The sequence below is a fragment of the Arcobacter sp. CECT 8989 genome (assembly GCF_004116715.1).
Classification (GTDB): domain Bacteria; phylum Campylobacterota; class Campylobacteria; order Campylobacterales; family Arcobacteraceae; genus Halarcobacter.
The window spans coordinates 99,532-119,437 of sequence record NZ_PDKE01000007.1 but is presented as its reverse complement, the minus strand read 5'-3'; the positions used below and the strand labels follow the sequence as shown (position 1 = coordinate 119,437).

The following is a 19,906-nucleotide window of genomic DNA, read 5'->3' as shown; positions in this document are numbered from 1 at the left end:
TAAAACCATCAGACAGTTTCTCTGCACAAATCATGATTTCACCATAAATAGTTACATCTTCTTCCTGTTTGTGCGCTATTAAGTTTGCAAGAGAGTGAATCTTTTTTAAAATTTTATCATCTTTTTTTAATTCATCAAGTTCAATAGAATTTGTATTCCCTTTTACAAACTCTTCTATTTGATCTAGTGCATTAATTATATTTTCTGTATTGTTTGATTTAAAAAACATCAACTCCCTTTATCTTAAGCTTTTATATAGGGCTTCTGCCTTTTCTATCTCATTAGGAGTTGGTTTAACTCTTACAGACACATATCTTTTTTTCCCATTTGCAGTTCTTGAAGGAAAAGCTGTAGCATTTACCCAATAAAATCCACCATCTTTAGTCTTGTTTTTTACAATACCTTTCCATATTTTTCCATTTTGGATTGTTTTCCACATATCTTCAAAAGCAGCTTTAGGCATATCATTATGTCTAACATAGTTATGTGGTTGACCAATCAACTCCTCTTTTGTATATCCAGCGATTTTACAGAAGTCTTCGTTGGCATAAATCATTATGCCTTTTTCATCAGTTTCGGACACAATCATTGTATCCTTGTCTAAAGTTATTTCTCGTCCCATTTATTATTCCCTACCAGTAATTAAACGCGCGATTGTATAATAACAATTCTGTGAATTTTATTATGTAGAGTTATTAATTTTTCTAATTATAAATAATTACAACAAAATATTATTTATAAAATAATCAATGCTTTTAAGATATAATGCGCCTATGAATGAAATATTAAAAAAATTAGATTTAGTAGAGTATATAGACTCTTTTTCAAAACTTTTTGCAAGGCAAAAGCCTGTAGTGCTAGAGGGTGATATCAATCTTCATTTTAGATTGATAAATGAACTTTCAAATTATGAAATAAAACAACCACAAAATGTAGAAAACTTAGATACACAAATAATTCATATTCAAAAACAAGGTATTTTAAAATCTTATGAAATATACGAATTTATAAAAATTATTAATTACTTTTTATATCTAAAAAAGTTCTCCTTTGAAGGTAAGTTAGAAGAGTGGGTAGAAAAAATTATTATTCCTTCTGAGCTTATAAAAGTTTGTGATTATTTTGATGAAAAAGCAAAGTTAAAACATGGAATAGATGAAGACTATGATAGAGTTGTTGAAGCAATAAAACAAAATAAGCAAGAGATAAAACAAAACCTTTATAAAACAATAAATTCAAGTAAGATTAGATCTTATATGGTTGATTCTCAAGTTCATTATATAAATGGTGAAGAGTGTTTACTTGTAAGAGGAGGGTTTAATCATGTTTTAAAAGCACAGGTTTTAGACCGTTCAAACTCTGGATTCTTTTATGTATTACCTCATAGTGTAAGTAGTTTAAAACAAAAACAAAATGATTTACAGAATAAACAAGAAGAGATTTTATTAAAACTTTGTAAACAAATCACTTCAACTTTTGAAAAGCATTTATTGTTTTTAAAGTTTATTAACAAAGAGTTTGATAGGTTTGACCACTATCAAGCAAGACTGCACTTCGCAAAAATAGGCGATAAAAACTTTATCTTACCAAATAAAAAAGGTAAAAATAGACTTGTAGAGTTTAAGCATCCTGCACTTCATGAACCAAAACCTATTTCTATTGATTTTAGTAAATCAGTTGTTATGATTACAGGTGTAAATGCCGGTGGTAAAACTATGATGTTAAAATCCATTTTAAGTGCAGTATTTTTATCTAAATATTTACTTCCTTATAATGCTCACCATGAGACAGAAATTGGAAACTTCAAGTCAATTCAAGCAGTTTTAGATGACCCTCAAAGTGTAAAAAATGATATCTCAACTTTTGCAGGAAGAATGGTAGAGTTTTCTAAACTATTTTCTAGCAAAGGTGCAATTGTTGGAGTTGATGAAATCGAGCTTGGAACAGACTCAGATGAAGCAGCAAGTCTGTTTAAAGTGATAATTGAAGATTTAATTCAAAAAGATATGAAGATTATTATTACAACTCACCATAAAAGACTTGCAGCTCTTATGGCTTCAAATGAAAATGTTGAGTTAATAGCCGCACTTTATGATGAAGAAAACCAAAAACCAACTTATGAGTTCTTACAAGGAACTATTGGAAAATCATATGCCTTTGAAACAGCAAGTAGATATGGTATTCCTCATAATGTAATCAAAAGAGCTAAGCAAGTTTATGGGGAAGATAAAGATAGATTAAATGAGCTTATTGAAAGAAGTTCAGCCCTAGAAATTGAGTTTAAACAAAAGATTGCGAAACTAGATGAAGAGATAAAAGAGCATGAAAGATTAAATAGAAATCTAAAAGATACAAAAGAGAGTTTAGATAATCATATCTTCATGGAAAAATCAAAACTTCACAAAGAGTATAGAGATGCAAGGGATGAAGCTAAAAAAGCAATCAAAGCAAAAATCTCTAAAGAGGGACATAGACACTTAAATACAGCCCATGAAAAAGCTTCACAAATCAAAACTGAAAAAGTAAAAGACGTTGAGGAGAATTTAAAAGAAGGTGATAGAGTTAAATATAGAAACTCAAAAGGTGTTATTATTTCAATTAAAGGTAAAAGAGCCTTTATTGAAAATGAGATGGGAATGAGACTTCAAGTTCCATTAGTTGACCTTTCAAGAAGTGGAAATCCTCCTAAAATAAAACAAAAACCAAAAGCAACAGTTACAGTTCAAAAACCAGATTCTGGTCATGTAAAACTAGATTTACATGGACAAAGAGTAGAAGAAGCTTTAGAAAACTTAGATAAGTTTATTTCTGATTCTTTAATTGCTGGTTTTGATGAAGTTTTAGTTTACCATGGTATTGGTACTGGAAAATTAGCAGCTGCTACTAAAAAATATCTTGACAAACATCCAAAAGTAAAAGCATATGAAGATGCACACCCAAGTAGCGGTGGTTTTGGTGCAAAAGTTATAAAACTATAAGGGAAAAGTATGGAACAAATGGAACAAGAAATCCAATCAATACAAAAGGTATATAATCTTTTAATCGAGTTTTTTATGAATTATAGTTTCCAAATTCTTGGTGCTATAATCATCTTAATACTCGGGTTTTACATAGGTAAAAAAGTATCAGAAGCTGTACAAAGACTTTGTGATAAAAATAATTTAGATGTAACTCTTACAAAGTTTATTGTAAATGCTGTTAGATTTGCAATTATAATTGGTGCAGTGATAATTGCAGTTGGAAAGCTAGGTATTACTTTAACTCCATTTATTGCTGGTATCGGTGCTGCTTCACTTGGTGCAGGACTTGCTTTACAAGGAACACTATCAAACTATGGAGCAGGGCTTTCTATTATTATCACTAGACCTTTTATTGTAGGAAATACGATTACAGTACAAGATGTATTTGGAGTTGTAGAAGAGATAAAACTAGGTTATACAGTACTTTTAACAGAAGATGGTGAACAAATAACAGTTCCAAACAAATATATTATTGGAGAGGTTATTGTTAACTCTTTTGATTATAGAATTGTAGAAGCAACAATTGGTGTTGCCTATGATAGTGATATGGATAAAACTATCTCTTTGATTTTAAATGAGTTAAATAAGTTTGATGAGTTTATCTCTAAAGAAGCTAAACCTCAAGTTGGTATAAAAGAGTTTGGTGACTCTTCTGTAAATGTTGAGTATAGATATTGGGCAAAAACAAACAACTATTTTGAGACACAATACAAAGTAAACTTTGCTATTTTTGAGACTCTAAAGAAAAACTCTATTGAGATTCCTTTCCCTATAAGAGATGTATATTTACATCAAAAATAAAATATTACTTTTCTGATACTTTATCTGACTATAATTCCTAATATATACTATTAGGAGTCAGATATGTTTGTTGAATTTTTATTTACAATTTTATTTATAACAGGTATTGTTTCAGTTCTTCCACATAGTTTCTGGATGATTTTTCATGAAGGTCCACCTAATAATGATTCAAAGAAATGAATGATTTAAATACACATTCTATTCTTTGTTTTATGTCATTTCCATCTTCTTTCATATAATCAGTCTGAATCTTATATACTTGCTTTTCATCAACTTTAAACTCAAATACTAAGTAACCAGCATATAACTTAGCTTTTTTATTCTTTTTGCCTTTGTCTTCTTTGTCATTTTCATATATATAATAATCTATTTCAAGTTTCTTTTTTGAATCTTTATTTGAAGTGAAATATGAGCTAAGAACTTCATCTACATCTGTTTGTAGATTCTTTTTTGTGTAATGATTTATTAAAACTGATTTCATAATTGTAGAGTACTCAATATCCGAAGTCATTTTTATATTTTGAGTTTTTAATAAGTTTATTGCTTCTTTGATTTTGTCTTTATTTGATATTTTTTCAAAGGTAGTTGTTTGCTCTTGGCAAGCTACTCTTTTTGATTTGATAGTTTTTTTATTAACTTGTTCATATATTCCATAAGCAAAGAATAGAGCAATAGCAAGGATTAAAAGTAGTGTTTTTTTCATAGTAATATTCCTTTTTGTTTATATTTAAAAGAATATTACTATTATAATAATTATAAGTAAATAAAATAGTTAATATATAAGTTAAACTAATTTTACTTTTTTACTGATACACTTAGGTTAAATGTTGACCATTTATCTTTTTCATCGATTTGCACATTGATTTTTTCATCAATTACAATTGCATTTTTTTCTACTTTTTTCTCTTTGATTAGATAGTCTAAAATATTTTGACTTCTTGTTTTAGCTAATGTTTCAAGCTCATTTGTAGAAACTTTTTGTAGACTAGCTAGAGTTTTTCTTAGATACTCAACATAAGCTTTGTTATCAAAGTATTTTTTACCTTTTTTATCAGTTTTTTCAAACATCTCTTCTATGTCATCTAAATCTTTATCTTTAAATGTTTCTTCAAAAAGGTCTTCAAGTGCTTCTTTGTATTCATCACCTTTTACTATTTTTTTCATTCTTTTTTCTAAGAACTTATCAAACTTTTTATCTTGTATTGCAAGGGTGTCATATATCTGATGATATGATGGAGATACATTTATAGCAAGTCTTTTCTTCTTTGCAAGAATTTTTGCAATATTATCTAAGGCTTCTTTTTCTGAGGCTATAATTGTAGTATTTCCATACTCAAAATCAATACTTTTAATCTCATCTGCTTCTATTCCAAGAACTGATGCTAATAGTGTAAATGGTGAAGATATAGCTTTAACTATTAAGTTTGTAAATACTTTCCATACAATTGGAGCAATAGCAAATCGTGGGTCATCTACATTTCCCGTAATAGGAAGTTCTAAATCAATAACACCATCGCTATTTTCTAAAAGAGCAATTGCTAAATCAAGTGGTAAGTTTGCTGCATCTTCACTTTGTACTTGTTTTCCAAGTTTTATATCACTGATTATAATAGAGTTCTTTGCATCAAGGTTTGATTTTCTAATATTGTATTTTAAATCAAGGTTTAATTTACCACTATCTATCTCTCTTCCCACAAACTTTCCAGAGTATGGAGTGAAGTTTTTAATAGCAATATTTTTAAATAAAATAGTTGTATCAGTTAAAAATTTTATATCATTTATATCTACTGTTCCTGTAATTTTTGTATAACCATATTTATCAACTTTTCCTTCTAGCTGAAGTTTTGTTGGTTTTGAAGAACTAGAGTGAAGTCTTGAAAAGTCTCCATGTAGTTTTGATATATTTGTTTTAAATGGTATTGGTAGGTTTTTATCTTGGAATACCATTTGAGCATTTTTGATTTTAACTGGACCAATATCAAATGAGAAATTGCTTTTCTCTTTTTTAGCAACTGTTTTTTTAGCAACTTTCTTTTTCTCTTCTTCTTTTTTCTTAGCTTGTTTTCCTAGTGTAACTGCTATAAAAGGTTTGTTTATAGAAGATGAGACAATTTTTAATTCGTTGTTATTATGAGTTATTTTATTTACTAATAGATTGATATCTTTTGCTTGAATGTCAGTTTTTGCTTTGTTGTCTTTAAAGCTAAAGCTTGGTTCATTTACTTTTATATTGTCAACTGTAACTTTAGTACCTGCTTTTTTGATTTTATTTACATCAATAAGAAGTTTGTTTATTGAAATCTTTTTATCTGTTTTTTTATCATCAATTAAAATAGTTGGTCTATTTAAACTTACTTTTGATATCTCTATATTTTGGTTTTTGTTTTTCACTTCATTGATATTTATATCAAAGTTTTTTGTAGTGATATAAGTTTTTGATTTTTTGTCAGATACTTTTATCTCTTGTGATTTTAAATCAAGATAGCCTATTTGATTGTTTATTGTATCTGTAGAGATGTTTCTTACTGAGAAGCTATTGTTTAGAGTGCTTACTTCAAGTTTGTTTTTTGTATCTTTAAAATCTAAACTATTTTTTAAAGAGAGTTCTTCTAGTGTAATATCTTTGTTGTTAATTTTTAAACTTTTCCCTTGAAGGTTTATATCTTTTATCATAGTTGAAAGTAAAGCTTTTTGGTCATCAAATAATACTTTTGTATTGTTTATATTTATGTTAGCTAAGTTTACTTTCCATGGCTTAGAAGTTTCAGTTTGTGCATTTGTTTCTTCTTCTTTTTTTGAAGTTTTCTCTTCTTCGATATTTACAAGCTTTGTAAGATTTATAACTTCTTTTTTATCTTTGATAATCTTTGTGTTTAATTGCTCTAAAGTAAAAGCTTGAATATCTAAACTATTTTCTGGGTAGTTAAGATTTAAGTCCTGTATTTTAAGGGCTTTTAAATATACCGTTGAGTGTTTGTTTTGCATGATATTTAGGTTTGTAAGTGCAAAGTCTAAGTTATTGATTTTTATATCTAACTCTTTTTTTGTATCTACGTTATACCCAAAAGCTAAATCAATATTTGTCTCATCTGTTAGTTTGAAGTTAAATAACTCTTCTTTATATGGTAAAAACTCACTTGGTCTAAGACTTGAAAGTTTTACATTTCCATACATATGGAAAGGATGAACTCTAAGTCCACCATTTATATCTAGTCTTGTGTGTTTGTTTATCAAAATATCTAAACTATGTGAAGCTAAGATATTTCTAAAAGTCCCCATATCATAGAATGTATAGTTAAACTCTTTGATATTTACTACAAAAGGTTTTTTATCTTTTTGTAGTTTTGTGAACTTGATTTTAGCTTTTTGAATAGCTGTTTTGTAAATCTGAAACTTGATTGGTTCTGTTGCTTCGCTTGATTGAGTCTCTTCTTTTGAAGTAGTTTCTTCGCTTGGTTTAACTAGTTTTTCTAGGTTGAAACTCTTATCTTCATTTTCAATAACATGAATATAAGGATTAACTAACTGTAAATCTTGGAAAGCTAGGTGTCTTTCACTAATAGTTCTAAAAAGATTGAAATCAATAGTTAATGAATCAATAGAAAATGTCGTTTCTTTCTTATCTTGGATTTTTAGGTTTTCCAGTGATACTGTAAGTAAAAACGGATTGAAAGATACTTTTTCTAAGCTTGCTTTTTGTGTAATATTTGCATTTATATTATCTATAATAATAGGTTTAACTATTTTTGGAACAGCAACAAAACCTAAGATTGAGTAGATGATTAATATAGATGATAGTATTAAAGCTAATTTATTTTTTTTCATGGCATAGCCTTTTTATGTATTCAATATTATTATAACTAAATATTAAATAATACCAACTTTAGGCAATTCTTGACTCATTGTGACAATTTTTAACACTAAAAACATCAAAATCTGAATCAAAATTATCTAAATCAGAATTAATAAATTTGTTATAATGCAATATTAACATTCTTAAATTAGAATGACCTAACCAATAAGCAATTTTATTCATATCTACAATATTACTCATAATCATATTAGTAGCAAAAGTGTGCCTAGTGTTATAAATAGGTCGTTGTGGAAGATTTAACCTTTTTAATAAAGGATTCCAATGATAACGAGCTATTCCACTACTTGTTAAACAGTTTCCTTTACTATTTAAAAAAACATATGTATTCATACCTGTAATTAATCTTTGAGATTTAATATATGAAACCAAATTATCAAAAATAGGAACATATCTAGACTTTCCAGTTTTAGTAGTTCCCTCTTTATAATTACCTCTTGAAGCATTTATATAAATACGTTTCTTTTTTAAATCTATATTTTGCCATTTTAAAGCAAATAGTTCACCAACACGACAACCAGTATAAAATGCTATTGCTAAATAGTTTTTAAACCAACCTGATGACTCATTTATTAATAAATTAACTTCATCAACTGAAAAAGGTTCTATTTCTTTAGGCTTATTTTTAGGTGGTTTAATTAATTTACAAATATTAATATTAATTTCACCATCTAACAAAGCTTTTTCAAATATACCCTTAAAAACAGTAAGATAATTTCTAAAAACTAGTGGCTGAATATCTAAAGAAAATAGATAGTTTTCAATGTCACTAGCCTTTAAATTTATTATTAAATCATCACCAAACTTTTTATTAAATCTTTTTATATTACTCTCTAAAATTGAAAGAGTTCCAATCTTTAAAAACTTTTTTGAGTTTAAATATATAGAGCTATAATAGTAAAAAGATTTTTTATTTGAAGTTTCCTCTTTATTATCAAGAGTAATTTCACCTTTAAAAAGTTTAGCTTTAAGAAGTGGAAGTTCTACAGTCTCAACATGTTCAATCTTATCATGTTCAAAATAGGTATTAATTAAATACCTTTTTTTGTTGATGGAAATGTTGATATACAGATACGGGCTTCCTTTCTTCTTGAACACACTTCCTTTCGATATTTTCATTTTTTCCCTTTATTCTATTAAGAAAAAAATCAATAGCTTTATCACTAAATAATATTTTACCATGTGGAACTTGAAAATAGTGTTCACCTAAAACCATTAATTTTTTAAATCTATAAATTGAGTGAGTTGAATATTTAACTATATTAGATAGTTCTTTTATTGTATATAGGTTCATTTTTAGCCTTATAAAAAAAGGCTAGATAAATTAATATCTAACCTTTAGTAGTTTCGTTTTTTGTTTCAATTATAATTAATCTCTTTTCTAAAGAAAAAGCCCATTTAAGAACTGGAATAAATATAAGAGTTGTAATCATTTGAAAAACTGCAATAAGTAAAGTTAAAAATTCTATATTCATTCTAAAGCCCTTAACTGTATTCTTAAATTTTCTGCTTCATGTTCATATTGATTTATTAAATCTTGATTGTTTTCTCTAAGAGCTCTAATTGATTTTTTATCAATTTCTTCTAATTCCAGTTTAATTTTATTAACTTCAATAGAATTAACTTTTAATGCTTTCATGCGAGAAACTTCTTGATTTAACTCTGATAAACTAGGTAAATCGTTTGAATCTGTAACGATAGAATTATAATCATCTCCAATGATAGTAAATTTAATATTTGGACATAAATTAAGTAATGCTTGTGCTAACATCTAATCTCCTTTATAATAATTTCTGATACACTAGTTTCAAATACAATATCGTTAACATTATAACCAAGTGTTCTATTCACTGATAAAATACCAACAAGAGAAGATGAAGCAATAAACTTATACTCAATAGGAACATTAGCAACTATATTTACATCATCGATAGTATCAATTAAAATAATTTCAGGAGTAGAGTCATTATTATTATGATAAGTTAAAAGAGGCATTGACAAACAAAAAGAATCTAAATTATCTTTATTGTGAAGTATAGAACCATTCTTTAAAATATTAATTCTTGTATTATGTGGGTTACTAGTTTCACAAAAAGCCTTTAAAAAAATTTGAATTTTGGAATTATCATACTTAGGTGTAAATTCTAACTCAAAATCTCCATTTGAACCAATAATATTAACTGAGTTATCAACAGTTTGTGATGTTTTAGTATGTATCAACTTATGAAATAATTGAACTATGCCCTTATCAAAAGATTCTAATTGTTCAGGCGTGAAATCATCATAAGTAAAAGAATCACCTTTATCACCCTTAATTTTTAAAGCTTCAAGTTGTTCAGGCGTAAAATCATCATAAGTAAAAGAATCACCTTTATCACCCTTAATTGATAATAATTGTTCAGGAGTAAAATCATCAAAAGTAAATGAATCACCTTTAACTTTTAAAGCTTCAAGTTGTTCAGAAGTGAAATCATCATAAATAAAAGAATCACCTTTATCACCTTTAACTTTTAAAGCTTCAAGTTGTTCAGGAGTGAAATCATCATAAGTAAAAGAATCTCCTTTATTACCTTTAACTTTTAACGATTCAATTTGTTCAGGAGTGAAGTCATCAAAAGTAAAAGAATCACCTTTATCACCCTTGTCTCCTTTAACTTTTAACGATTCAATTTGTTCAGGAGTAAAATCATCATAAGTAAAAGAATCACCTTTATCACCCTTATCACCTTTAACTTTTAACGATTCAATTTGTTCAGGAGTGAAATCATCAAAAGTAAATGAATCACCTTTATCTCCTTTAAAAGATTGAAGTTGTTCAGGAGTAAAATCATCAAAAGTAAATGAATCACCTTTATCACCCTTATCACCTTTAATTTTTAAAGCTTCAATTTGTTCAGAAGTGAAATCATCAAAAGTAAATGAATCACCTTTATCTCCTTTAAAAGATTGAAGTTGTTCAGCAGTGAAATCATTAAAAGTAAAAGAATCACCTTTATCACCCTTAAAATAACCATTATCAATTTTTGATTTAAAATCGATAATTTCATCATTTAATTGTTTGATTAAAGCTTGTGCTTCTACATCAATTAAAACATTTCTAATATCGTTAAGTTCTTTAAATCTATTAAGTAAATCACCTAATTCTTTATCAATTTCTTTAATATCTTTTAATTCAGTATCTGTATTAGAAGAATCAACTAAGTAACGTTTTGAAAGTTCTTCAAGAGTCTTTTCAATATTATTTAAAATATTTAAGTTCATATTTTTCCTTTATTATAGAAATAAAAAAAGGCTAGTCTAATAAAAGACTAACCTTAATTATTTTGTGTGTAAACCATAAGATTATGGTGTTACAGAACCACCTGCAAAAGTTTCACTTCTTTTAACAGTAACTCTAATTGGCTTCTCTGTTGGTAAAAGTGGGAATGGATTTGTTGCTTTTAAGTTGTTAGCAATATCATCAACAGAAACAGTATTTTTAAAATGAATAACACCAGAATAAGGTCTAATCATTGAATACTGATTTTGTGGACCACTTAAAGTGATTTGTGTAACTGGGTTTGAAGTTGCAACATTAGTATCAGCAGCAGTCATATCTGAAAGTGCATCAACAACTTCTTTTACTTCATAACCACCCTCTAATTGAGAACAAAAAGCAGTTAACTCATCTTGCTCACCATAAAACTCAAAAGTAGTTGACTTTTTTTCACCATTAAGAGTTACTACTTGTCTTACTTGATATTTTTTTGCCATAATATTTCCTTTTATTTATAAAATGTAATCAAATTATTCTAAAAAAAAATAAGTGCGTCAATATGTGAAATAAAGGATAAAAAATGATGATTTAAAGGCATTTATAAATGATTTATTTCACCTATATAAAAAATCAATAATTAGAAAAATTAAAATTTTGTGGTAACAGATAAAGAATTAACCTTTTGAGAACCAATATAAAAAGTATTTAATACTAATTTATCAAATTCAATATCATTGATTGACTTTTTAACTTTTGGAACTTTTATAGTACCTATTTCACTTTGTTTATTCTTTATGAAACATGATTTATATTTAATATAATCACCATCATCTATTTTAGTTCTAGTATCTTTATGTTGATGATGTCTAACTTCTTCTAAATCTCTTTGAAGTACATTTGTAAAGAAATCAATTACTGTTTGTGAGTCATTAGCTTCAAGCTCAATATGATGTGTTTTAGAGTTTATCTTATACAACAATTGATAAGAATTATTAGAGTCACGGGCTACGCCCTCAATATCATCAAAAAAGACAACATTAAAAACATCAATAATTTCTTCATCTACAATTAAAAGTTTTTTAAAGTTAGATACTAAAACTTCTTTTGTAACAGATATTGGAACATGATAAAGAGTAAAGATTTTTGCATATGATTTAGACCTACAAAAAACTTCAACTCTATTATATGCCTTTTCCTTTGATGGTTCTATTGATTTAGTAAAATTGATTTTTTTAGTTTTTGAATAAACAACTTGTTTAACACTAGAAACTACAGCAGTAGAAACATTATTAAAAAAGTTTAATATACTAGATTTTGAATCAGCTTGACACTCAATAGAATCACTTCTTCCTTGTGTTAAAGTTACATGATAATGTTTCATAATACTACCTAACTAACTTAGCACCAGTTGCATTAAGTAAATCAACAGTTGCTTTTGCTTGTGAAAATATTACACCCTCACTACTTACTGCGAACTCTTTATAACTATTTAATCTTTCAACAAAATCAACATTCCAACTTAAACCATTCTCACCAAACTTTTGACCTGTACAATCTTCATATAATTTTTTATGATAAGGAATTTTTCTCCATGAACCAGTTTTAAAATTTTGAATATATAAGTCCATATTTTTAGAACGAGATTGACCTCTAATACTAATAGCTTGGTCTACTGTTTTATCTCTCTTTCTATATTTTTGAGATTTAATATAAGCTTGTGTTTGTCTTTCTTGTGCAATAGTACTTGAGATATTATTAGAGTTATCCATAGCCATTTTTGCAATAAGCTCTCTATCTTTAGAGATAAAAGAACCCGTGCTCTCTACAACCTTACCTAATCCACGACCAACAAAAGGAACAGAGCCTAAAGCACCTGATACAATCCCTCTAACTTTTTTAGCAACATTTGTTGATTTAAGAAATACTAATACTGCACCACCTACAAGAGTTGTTTTTGTGATTGCATATTCAGTTACACTAATAATAACAAGATTCATAATACCAAATTGTAAAGTTGATACTGCACCACCTAAAGCTTGGTCTATTAAAGAATCAGATTCATTTAAATCTTTTACAATAGGTGAGAATACTTGATTAGCATAATTATAAGTTAAAGAAGTTGATAGCTCATCAACAAAATCTTCACCACTATTTGAAACTATTCCAGTTACTTTACCCACTTAAAACTCCTTATCATTTTTGATAATATTGTCTAAATCATCATATGAGACATTAGTGTAAAAATCTTGAACCTCTTTAAATAAATTAGGAATTTTATCAATTAAAGAATCAGACTCAGAACCTAAACTATTTAATAAATCACCATGACTAAAATTATTCATTCTTGACTCTTCAATTCCAAGTTCTGCGTCTTTTATAGCTTTTGCTTTTCTTGGTACAATATCATTACCTAATGAATCTTTTGTTCCATCACCTTTTTTATTAAATTCAATTTCTTCTAATCTTTCGTCATGGTATTGAATTTGTTTTTTACCAACTTCTTTATTTGTATTTAAAATAGATTCTAAAATAGAATTAGTTCCAGATTGCTTATCAGCTTGAGATTTTATTGCATTTGATAAACTAATACCACTAGTAGAAATTGAAGTATTAATTTTACCAATAGCAGTATCAAAAGTTTTTTCATATGAAAGCATTTTATTTATATGCTCTTGTGTATTTTTTACTAATTCTTGCTTGACACTATCAAAACCATTTTTAACAATATCACCATTATCTTTTAAAATGCTTTGAAGCATAGTTCCATCTCCTATATCAATATTTGGTGATTTCTTTGTATTCTCAATAACAGTTGTTCCTGATTGATTATAATCACTATAAACAAAAACATCACCCGTAGGTACTCCACTATCTTGTGGAATATCATATTTACCTTTTACAATGTCAATAACTGCATCAACATGACCAACACCTGGATATTCCATATAAACTCCCTTATTTAAGTATTACTTCATTCAAAGCATTAGTTACTGCTTCAATATTTGAAATCTGTTGAAGAATTTCAGAAGGTAAAGAACCATTAGACATAGAAAGAGATTTAATTGAATCATTATTTGCCTTAACAATTGTTCCAATAGTTTTAATCCCATTAGATAAATTTACTAAGTTTTCAGCAGAATGTATTTGGTTATCACCAACTTTTGATAAAAGATTTCCTAATGTAGATTGATTATCAGATAAGGCAGTAAAATTTTGATTTAAATAATTACTTAAAGAAGTTTCAAAATCATTAAAAGCAGTCATAAATTGTGTAAGATTTGAATCAATAGAATTAATTTTATCTACAACTTCTTGACCTAACTTTATATTTTCTAGTCTTGAATCAATAGCATCTAGTTTAGCTAATATATCAACACATGTACTCATTTTAATCCTTTATAAAAAATCATATGTAAGGGATAAATTCCCCCATTGAACTGTATTTTTAAATCTTGAAAAATAATCTTGAAAAGATTCACCTTGTTTTCTAAACTTATCAGGGTGCATTTCTACATCAATACAACAAATACTTTCTTCAGTTTTTGAATGATACATTCTTCCAAGCTCTATACCTTTTTCTTCTCTACATGCACTAAGAAAAATTTCATCATCTAATCCAACAATTTGATAATTTTCTTTTATTTCACTTAAAATAGTTGTACATGGTACACCAGCTTTTAATGCACTTCTTGCATGACTTAAAATCATTTCTTGAATATTTTCTTTTATTTCATTTCTCCACTCATCAATAGAACTATAAGCAAGATTTTTATGAGTCTCTCTAAAATCTTTATCACCATATTTAGCTTTATAATATTCTAAATCATAAGCTCCTCTATTAGCATAATAAGAAACTGATTGTATAAAACTTTTTGAAGCTTGTGTCAATTGTGGATTTTGTTTATAAAAAGGCATATTTTCATCTAAATCAGTATATTTATCAATTTTATATTCAAGACCTTTAAACCCTTGAAGGAGATACACATAATGATTATAAAAATTAGGTTTAGACCAATACCAATAATTATTGTCACCGTCATATCCTTCCCATTTTAAATAGGTATTTTTATATTTAAATTTAATAGGTTTATGCTTTACATTGCTATTTATCTTTTTTAAGTAAGATAATCCATCAAGTGCAGTAAATTTTTCGTAAATTGAATTAGACCTAACACCCGAACCACCTTGTCCAATATCAGGAGAACCAATTACAATTGGACTATCTGCTGATACTGAAATATGATAAGTTTCTTCTGGAAGTCCACCTATACCAGACATTTTATTACTTTGGTTTTTGAGTGAATACCATTTCTTTTTTATCAAGTTCTTTTGATAAATCTAAAGTAATAGTATTGTTACCCTTATTAGCTAAATATTTAGCACCACTTTGTACTACTTCAAGTACTTTATCATCTTTTTTTGATTCAGTTGAATCTATATATTTTTTAACAGTATCTACTGCTAAAGGTAATACAAAATTAGTTAAAATTGAAGCCCACATTTTAAAAACCCTCTCTCATAAGTTTTGATAGTGTATTAGCTCTTTTTGGTGTTTGCTTAGCCCATTTAGAGTTAAGCATTTCCTTTGAAGCACCTATATAGTTTCCTTCCTCAATTAATTGTAAAGTCTTTTTAAATTTCATTAAACCATTTACCCCTAATTGAAAACCCATTTCTAAAAGTACATTTTGAACATGTGATGGATATTCATCATAATTTATTTTTTTTCTTAGAGCGTTTTGAACTCTTTGTAAATCTCTAACTAATAAAAAGTTAGCTTCTTCCTCTGTTATTCCCGTATCTTCTAAGTTTCTACCATAACCAATAGTCAATTTACCTACAGGACACCTATAAGGTTTAAGTCTTAAACCCTCATGTTTTTTAACTGATTCAATTAATAATTCGTATTTCATATTTTAAGCTCCTTTAGTTTTAATATGTTTACTTTTATTGTTTGTTTATCAAATGGAAGTATTTTTGCTATTTGATAAGGATTAATACTTTTTTGATTAGTTGGTGTTCTTATGTTTTCTTCTACCAAATCAGCTATAACTGGAAGTAAAGCTAATTGAACAGAATTTAAATTAACTTTTTTAGTTCTTAATCTCATAATTAGTCCTTAAAGTTTTGATAGTCTTTTTTGAAATTCTTGAAAAGTATAAAAGTTTGATGGTTCATTTTGTACAAGTGCGAAAGTGTCATGTAGATTGTTAACAAAGTCTTTTTTATATTTATGGAAACCATATTGTATAAGTCCGTTTTCTTCATAAAATACATTTGCATTAACAATGTAATCTAAAGCATTTATACGAGCTTTATCAATCATAGAAACACCGTGTTTTTCTTTACACTCATTATCTGCATCAATAAATATTTGTGTTAAATCTTGTGAATCAAAATGACCTTTATTTAATTTTATAAATGTTGATATAACAGATTTAATACTGTTCTTAACATATTCAGATTCAGGCTTTTTAATATCTTTTATTCTTTGTAATGTTGGAGCTTGTTTATCTTCAAAGGTTCTTATTGACTCCCATACAATATGTAAATTTGCTCTTTGAAATCTTTTTCTTAATGTCTCAGGATTAAGAATCTCAATTGATGAATCTTTGTTATATCTATAACCCGTTACTTGTTCATGTACTTGGTCGTTACTTAGATGTTTAAAAACAAATCTTTCAAGGCAATAAGTCCAAAGGTTAGAAATTGAATTAATTACATTATCTAAGGAGTCTAGAAGTCCATCTTTACCTAAAAGCTCTTTTAGTCTTTCTCTTCTTAGTTGGAACTCTAATCTCCATACATTTTGAGTGTTATCAAAATCAGGATTATAATTCCACGATAAAACTTGAATAAATGATTTTTCTTTCTTTTGAGATATCTCTAAAGTTTTGTTATAGACTCTTAACATTTCTGCTCCACGACCAATAGAAAAACCACTAAATTTATTACCGAAATAAAATTCTGAATTTATATCATTATGGAATACTGTTTTGTGTTTAGATAGAGTTTTAAATCTATGGATATCAAAAGGGTTAAACTCATAACCTTGTATATCTTTTGCAAGGTGTATTTCTGATACTTTAATAAAATAGTTTTCAAAAAGATTATTGATAATATTTTTAACATACTGAATAGCATTTTTATAACCACTTCTTAATAAAAACTCAGCTCTAAACTCTACTTTTATTAATGGATTACTATGTCTATTTGAATATTTTAAAAGTGAAATTGATATATCACCATTTTGTAAAACTACATTAAAAGAAGATTGACTCACAGCCATAACTCTAAACTTATGATTTGCAAAAGTAGTATTAACAAATCTTTTTTGATTATCTTGATTTTTAATTTGCATAGCTTCTTTTTTAAGCTCTACAAAGTCTGTTATATTTTGGTTTAAAATTTCTATTTCTTCTAATGTAATATTAGTGTTTGGATAGAAATGTAGTTTTAAAGTATCTACTATATCGTTTAATGATTTTATTTTAATGAAATGTCCCACTTAGGCCCCCTTGTTAATCCAGCAAGGGGACGAACCCCTAAACTGTTAAATTTTGTTAGATTAATGTAAATTTTTTGAAAACTGGTTCGATATAATCACTACCAAACTTTTTAACTAATGCAATTCTTCCCTCACAAAGATATGTTCTATTTTCCTCTAAAGATTCAAAAATAGATTGTTGTACCTCTGTTTCAAGTTCTAATCCCATTGCTTGAAGTCTTACATAGTATTTATCTGGATAACATTGTGGAATACCATTAACTTCTTTTTGTTGTTGTGTTTGTTTATCAATAATAGGTGAACCCTCTTGTACTCTAAGCTCTTGTACAAAAGCACCCATTTGAACTAGATTAGTTTCTCTTTGTCTTTGTTTTAACTCTAATTCACTGTTTTGTTTTGCAACTGCTTGTGCAACCATTAAATCAACTTGTTCTTGTTGTTCCTTAGTTAATTTTGTACTCATTTATTTTCCTTTTGTTGTTTAATTTATAGGTTTTAAAACCTTGTTAAAAACCTTGAATATTTACAAGGGTTTTAATAAAGTTTTACAATAGGAAAGTATGGAGTTTAAAAGTCCATACTTAATTGAGAAGTTTTAATTGGTTCAGTAGGTAGCTTAGTTCTATTATCTGTATAATAAAAAGTTTGCATAATCTGATTTGGAAATATATTTCTTACTAAGATTTTATTTATAGAGTCTTGAAAATCTTTATCTGTAATATTTCTTTTATGAACAATTTTTTCAATCTTAATTTGTTTTAGTGCTTGATTAATATCAATATCTTTTTTTACTAGTAAATCAGGTTTTTCTAATCTAAAAAGCTTAGATTCTGTTAATCTTTTAGTATGATAATCTTGATAGTAATACTTCACAAAAACATTTTTAGACTCTTTGAAGAAACCTAAAGCTTGAAACTCTGATATATTTTTATAACCGAAAATTTGAGACATGATAAAACCTTATTTTTGAGTAGGGTTCTTAGATAAACCTTGATGAATAGATTGAACTTGTTTGAGTATTTCATCACTTGAAAGACCATTAACAGAATATTGAAAAAACATTCTTATAATGTCATTTCTCAAAGAGTTATTTAACTCCTCTTTTGATTGAGATTTTGAAATAGTTTCATTGTTAGACATAGAACTCCTTTTAAAATTGGGGATAAACTATAGTTACGGGCTACGCCCTCACTATTTGGCATTAGGGACTAAAGTCCCTTTATCGGTATAGGGGCAAGGTAATCTTTACCGAAGATAAAAGAATTTAAAGATTGCAAAAGCTAAATGCAATAAATAAACTTCACATACGTGAAAACTCAAAAAGCTATTTGTATAAATGCTTAATTGTCTGACCGTTGTATATTCTTTTAAAAAAAGAATCAAAACTATAATCAAGACTTTTTTCGTGGTAAATAAATATTATTTCCTATGCGAGTTAATCTACTTCTAAACTCTCTTTTTGACTCTAAAGTCATATTGTTATTATTAGAAAAGTTTTCTATTTGAGAAAGCCAAGAATTAATATTTTTACAAGTCGTAGAACAATATTCCTTTGTTCTTCCAGTCTTAGAATTAAAATAAGTATTACCACAAATAGGGCATTTTAATTCGCTATCGGAATACTTTAAATCACACATAGTAATACCTTTAGATGAATTGGAGTAAAAACTCTTAATGAAGCCCAATATTTACCAACACGAGACAAAATGAAAAGAAAAAGTAAATTGGAATATTGGACTTTATTAAAAGTTTTGTTTTGGATTTGTTTACGGCTTTCCCAACCTAAATACACCTTTAAGGGGTGATAGATACCAAAGTGAATTGGCTTTTACTTTTCCATCAAAAGCAAATCAAAGATGTTTTTATAGTGATTCTACACTCAACAATAAGTTTTAAATGAACTAATTTGTATTAGCTCAATTAAAATTTATCTATTAACACGTGATTCAAAAACTCTTAAAAGACTTCTTAACTTGTAAGCTATTTCTTTTAATTGTTTAATTTCATTATCATCAATATTGTTATCTTCTATAGCATTTAAAAATTGTTTTGAAAGTTCCCCATCTGTTGCAGTAATTGAAAGTAATATATGTTCTAAGGATTGATTGTTATCATCTAATGAATCATTAAAAATAAATGTTGCTTCATATCTTTGAGCTAAATAATCTAATATAAGTTTTTGATGTGGTTTATCAAGGTTATCAAGGATGTGAATTAAATCATGTGATTTTAAATTTTTTGTATCGTCATTGTGATTTATATATTTTGGAAATTGTGACTCAGAGTAAGGCAAAAATTGAGAAAAAAAGTTTTTATTAAAACCAATAGAGTTACAAAACTTTTCTACTGCAAAATCTATAATTTTATTAAATGAATTTGCATTTTGAGAATTATTTTTATAAAATAATTGGTTACTCAGGGTTTTATTTTCCATTTTTAAACCTTGTATT

At 27.1% G+C, this 19,906-nt stretch carries 23 protein-coding genes; 2 read left to right on the top strand and 21 right to left on the bottom strand.

Annotated elements, in window-relative coordinates; genetic code table 11:
• Nucleotides 1–238 precede the first annotated feature (238 nt).
• Nucleotides 239–622 carry a PAS domain-containing protein gene (locus tag CRV02_RS08395; protein WP_129089955.1) on the bottom strand — a complete coding sequence of 128 codons (384 nt, stop codon included), beginning with the start codon at nt 620–622 and terminating at the stop codon, nt 239–241.
• Between the two features lie 151 nt (nt 623–773).
• Between CRV02_RS08395 and CRV02_RS08390 the strand changes: the two genes are divergently transcribed.
• Nucleotides 774–2,978 (top strand): endonuclease MutS2, encoded by a 2,205-nt coding sequence (locus CRV02_RS08390; protein WP_129089954.1) that lies wholly within the window; start codon nt 774–776, stop codon nt 2,976–2,978.
• Between the two features lie 9 nt (nt 2,979–2,987).
• Nucleotides 2,988–3,821: a mechanosensitive ion channel family protein gene (locus tag CRV02_RS08385; RefSeq protein WP_258239071.1), complete on the top strand. Its 834-nt coding sequence runs from the start codon at nt 2,988–2,990 to the stop codon at nt 3,819–3,821.
• A gap of 157 nt (nt 3,822–3,978) precedes the next feature.
• Here the strand turns inward: CRV02_RS08385 and CRV02_RS08380 are convergent, their stop codons facing one another.
• The 20 genes from CRV02_RS08380 to CRV02_RS08290 all read right to left on the bottom strand — a co-directional run bounded on the left by CRV02_RS08380 (nt 3,979) and on the right by CRV02_RS08290 (nt 19,890).
• Nucleotides 3,979–4,524, bottom strand: a complete 546-nt coding sequence (locus CRV02_RS08380) for a hypothetical protein (RefSeq protein WP_129089953.1) — start codon at nt 4,522–4,524, stop codon at nt 3,979–3,981.
• 92 nt (nt 4,525–4,616) lie between these two features.
• Nucleotides 4,617–7,646, bottom strand: a complete 3,030-nt coding sequence (locus CRV02_RS08375) for a DUF748 domain-containing protein (protein ID WP_129089952.1) — start codon at nt 7,644–7,646, stop codon at nt 4,617–4,619.
• Between the two features lie 58 nt (nt 7,647–7,704).
• Nucleotides 7,705–8,811, bottom strand: a complete 1,107-nt coding sequence (locus CRV02_RS08370) for a site-specific integrase (protein ID WP_129089951.1) — start codon at nt 8,809–8,811, stop codon at nt 7,705–7,707.
• A gap of 212 nt (nt 8,812–9,023) precedes the next feature.
• On the bottom strand, nt 9,024–9,167 hold the full coding sequence (locus CRV02_RS14820) for a hypothetical protein (RefSeq protein ID WP_164968982.1): 144 nt from the start codon (nt 9,165–9,167) through the stop codon (nt 9,024–9,026).
• Nucleotides 9,164–9,463 (bottom strand): hypothetical protein, encoded by a 300-nt coding sequence (locus CRV02_RS08365; RefSeq protein ID WP_129089950.1) that lies wholly within the window; start codon nt 9,461–9,463, stop codon nt 9,164–9,166. Before CRV02_RS08365 ends, CRV02_RS14820 begins: the two co-directional genes overlap by 4 nt.
• Nucleotides 9,457–10,953, bottom strand: a complete 1,497-nt coding sequence (locus CRV02_RS08360) for a hypothetical protein (RefSeq protein ID WP_129089949.1) — start codon at nt 10,951–10,953, stop codon at nt 9,457–9,459. Before CRV02_RS08360 ends, CRV02_RS08365 begins: the two co-directional genes overlap by 7 nt.
• Before the next feature lie 81 nt (nt 10,954–11,034).
• On the bottom strand, nt 11,035–11,445 hold the full coding sequence (locus tag CRV02_RS08355; RefSeq protein ID WP_129089948.1) for a hypothetical protein: 411 nt from the start codon (nt 11,443–11,445) through the stop codon (nt 11,035–11,037).
• Nucleotides 11,446–11,594: 149 nt separating this feature from the next.
• Nucleotides 11,595–12,329: a hypothetical protein gene (locus CRV02_RS08350; RefSeq protein ID WP_129089947.1), complete on the bottom strand. Its 735-nt coding sequence runs from the start codon at nt 12,327–12,329 to the stop codon at nt 11,595–11,597.
• A gap of 4 nt (nt 12,330–12,333) precedes the next feature.
• Nucleotides 12,334–13,128 carry a hypothetical protein gene (locus CRV02_RS08345; RefSeq protein WP_129089946.1) on the bottom strand — a complete coding sequence of 265 codons (795 nt, stop codon included), beginning with the start codon at nt 13,126–13,128 and terminating at the stop codon, nt 12,334–12,336.
• Nucleotides 13,129–13,893 (bottom strand): hypothetical protein, encoded by a 765-nt coding sequence (locus tag CRV02_RS08340; RefSeq protein ID WP_129089945.1) that lies wholly within the window; start codon nt 13,891–13,893, stop codon nt 13,129–13,131.
• 10 nt (nt 13,894–13,903) lie between these two features.
• Nucleotides 13,904–14,335: a hypothetical protein gene (locus CRV02_RS08335; protein WP_129089944.1), complete on the bottom strand. Its 432-nt coding sequence runs from the start codon at nt 14,333–14,335 to the stop codon at nt 13,904–13,906.
• Between the two features lie 9 nt (nt 14,336–14,344).
• Nucleotides 14,345–15,226 (bottom strand): hypothetical protein, encoded by an 882-nt coding sequence (locus CRV02_RS08330; protein ID WP_129089943.1) that lies wholly within the window; start codon nt 15,224–15,226, stop codon nt 14,345–14,347.
• A 4-nt stretch (nt 15,227–15,230) separates the two neighbouring features.
• Complete coding sequence (locus CRV02_RS08325; RefSeq protein ID WP_129089942.1) at nt 15,231–15,449, bottom strand: hypothetical protein; 219 nt, start codon at nt 15,447–15,449, stop codon at nt 15,231–15,233.
• A gap of 1 nt (nt 15,450) precedes the next feature.
• A complete protein-coding gene (locus tag CRV02_RS08320; protein ID WP_129089941.1) occupies nt 15,451–15,861 on the bottom strand; it encodes a glycoside hydrolase family protein in 411 nt (136 codons plus the stop codon).
• A complete protein-coding gene (locus CRV02_RS08315) occupies nt 15,858–16,058 on the bottom strand; it encodes a hypothetical protein (protein ID WP_129089940.1) in 201 nt (66 codons plus the stop codon). Before CRV02_RS08315 ends, CRV02_RS08320 begins: the two co-directional genes overlap by 4 nt.
• Before the next feature lie 9 nt (nt 16,059–16,067).
• Nucleotides 16,068–17,456: a hypothetical protein gene (locus CRV02_RS08310; RefSeq protein ID WP_129089939.1), complete on the bottom strand. Its 1,389-nt coding sequence runs from the start codon at nt 17,454–17,456 to the stop codon at nt 16,068–16,070.
• A gap of 55 nt (nt 17,457–17,511) precedes the next feature.
• Nucleotides 17,512–17,919, bottom strand: a complete 408-nt coding sequence (locus CRV02_RS08305; RefSeq protein ID WP_129089938.1) for a hypothetical protein — start codon at nt 17,917–17,919, stop codon at nt 17,512–17,514.
• Nucleotides 17,920–18,023: 104 nt separating this feature from the next.
• Nucleotides 18,024–18,407 carry a hypothetical protein gene (locus CRV02_RS08300; protein WP_129089937.1) on the bottom strand — a complete coding sequence of 128 codons (384 nt, stop codon included), beginning with the start codon at nt 18,405–18,407 and terminating at the stop codon, nt 18,024–18,026.
• A gap of 9 nt (nt 18,408–18,416) precedes the next feature.
• Nucleotides 18,417–18,596, bottom strand: a complete 180-nt coding sequence (locus tag CRV02_RS08295) for a hypothetical protein (protein ID WP_129089936.1) — start codon at nt 18,594–18,596, stop codon at nt 18,417–18,419.
• Between the two features lie 787 nt (nt 18,597–19,383).
• Nucleotides 19,384–19,890 (bottom strand): hypothetical protein, encoded by a 507-nt coding sequence (locus tag CRV02_RS08290; protein WP_129089935.1) that lies wholly within the window; start codon nt 19,888–19,890, stop codon nt 19,384–19,386.
• Between the last annotated feature and the right edge of the window lie 16 nt (nt 19,891–19,906).

Coding starts and splice junctions, on each gene's coding strand:
- CRV02_RS08395 (WP_129089955.1), bottom strand. CDS start 622: ATGGGACGAGAAATAACTTTAGACAAGGATACAATGATTGTGTCCGAA.
- CRV02_RS08390 (WP_129089954.1), top strand. CDS start 774: ATGAATGAAATATTAAAAAAATTAGATTTAGTAGAGTATATAGACTCT.
- CRV02_RS08385 (WP_258239071.1), top strand. CDS start 2,988: ATGGAACAAATGGAACAAGAAATCCAATCAATACAAAAGGTATATAAT.
- CRV02_RS08380 (WP_129089953.1), bottom strand. CDS start 4,524: ATGAAAAAAACACTACTTTTAATCCTTGCTATTGCTCTATTCTTTGCT.
- CRV02_RS08375 (WP_129089952.1), bottom strand. CDS start 7,646: ATGAAAAAAAATAAATTAGCTTTAATACTATCATCTATATTAATCATC.
- CRV02_RS08370 (WP_129089951.1), bottom strand. CDS start 8,811: ATGAAAATATCGAAAGGAAGTGTGTTCAAGAAGAAAGGAAGCCCGTAT.
- CRV02_RS14820 (WP_164968982.1), bottom strand. CDS start 9,167: ATGAATATAGAATTTTTAACTTTACTTATTGCAGTTTTTCAAATGATT.
- CRV02_RS08365 (WP_129089950.1), bottom strand. CDS start 9,463: ATGTTAGCACAAGCATTACTTAATTTATGTCCAAATATTAAATTTACT.
- CRV02_RS08360 (WP_129089949.1), bottom strand. CDS start 10,953: ATGAACTTAAATATTTTAAATAATATTGAAAAGACTCTTGAAGAACTT.
- CRV02_RS08355 (WP_129089948.1), bottom strand. CDS start 11,445: ATGGCAAAAAAATATCAAGTAAGACAAGTAGTAACTCTTAATGGTGAA.
- CRV02_RS08350 (WP_129089947.1), bottom strand. CDS start 12,329: ATGAAACATTATCATGTAACTTTAACACAAGGAAGAAGTGATTCTATT.
- CRV02_RS08340 (WP_129089945.1), bottom strand. CDS start 13,893: ATGGAATATCCAGGTGTTGGTCATGTTGATGCAGTTATTGACATTGTA.
- CRV02_RS08335 (WP_129089944.1), bottom strand. CDS start 14,335: ATGAGTACATGTGTTGATATATTAGCTAAACTAGATGCTATTGATTCA.
- CRV02_RS08330 (WP_129089943.1), bottom strand. CDS start 15,226: ATGTCTGGTATAGGTGGACTTCCAGAAGAAACTTATCATATTTCAGTA.
- CRV02_RS08325 (WP_129089942.1), bottom strand. CDS start 15,449: ATGTGGGCTTCAATTTTAACTAATTTTGTATTACCTTTAGCAGTAGAT.
- CRV02_RS08320 (WP_129089941.1), bottom strand. CDS start 15,861: ATGAAATACGAATTATTAATTGAATCAGTTAAAAAACATGAGGGTTTA.
- CRV02_RS08315 (WP_129089940.1), bottom strand. CDS start 16,058: ATGAGATTAAGAACTAAAAAAGTTAATTTAAATTCTGTTCAATTAGCT.
- CRV02_RS08305 (WP_129089938.1), bottom strand. CDS start 17,919: ATGAGTACAAAATTAACTAAGGAACAACAAGAACAAGTTGATTTAATG.
- CRV02_RS08300 (WP_129089937.1), bottom strand. CDS start 18,407: ATGTCTCAAATTTTCGGTTATAAAAATATATCAGAGTTTCAAGCTTTA.
- CRV02_RS08295 (WP_129089936.1), bottom strand. CDS start 18,596: ATGTCTAACAATGAAACTATTTCAAAATCTCAATCAAAAGAGGAGTTA.
- CRV02_RS08290 (WP_129089935.1), bottom strand. CDS start 19,890: ATGGAAAATAAAACCCTGAGTAACCAATTATTTTATAAAAATAATTCT.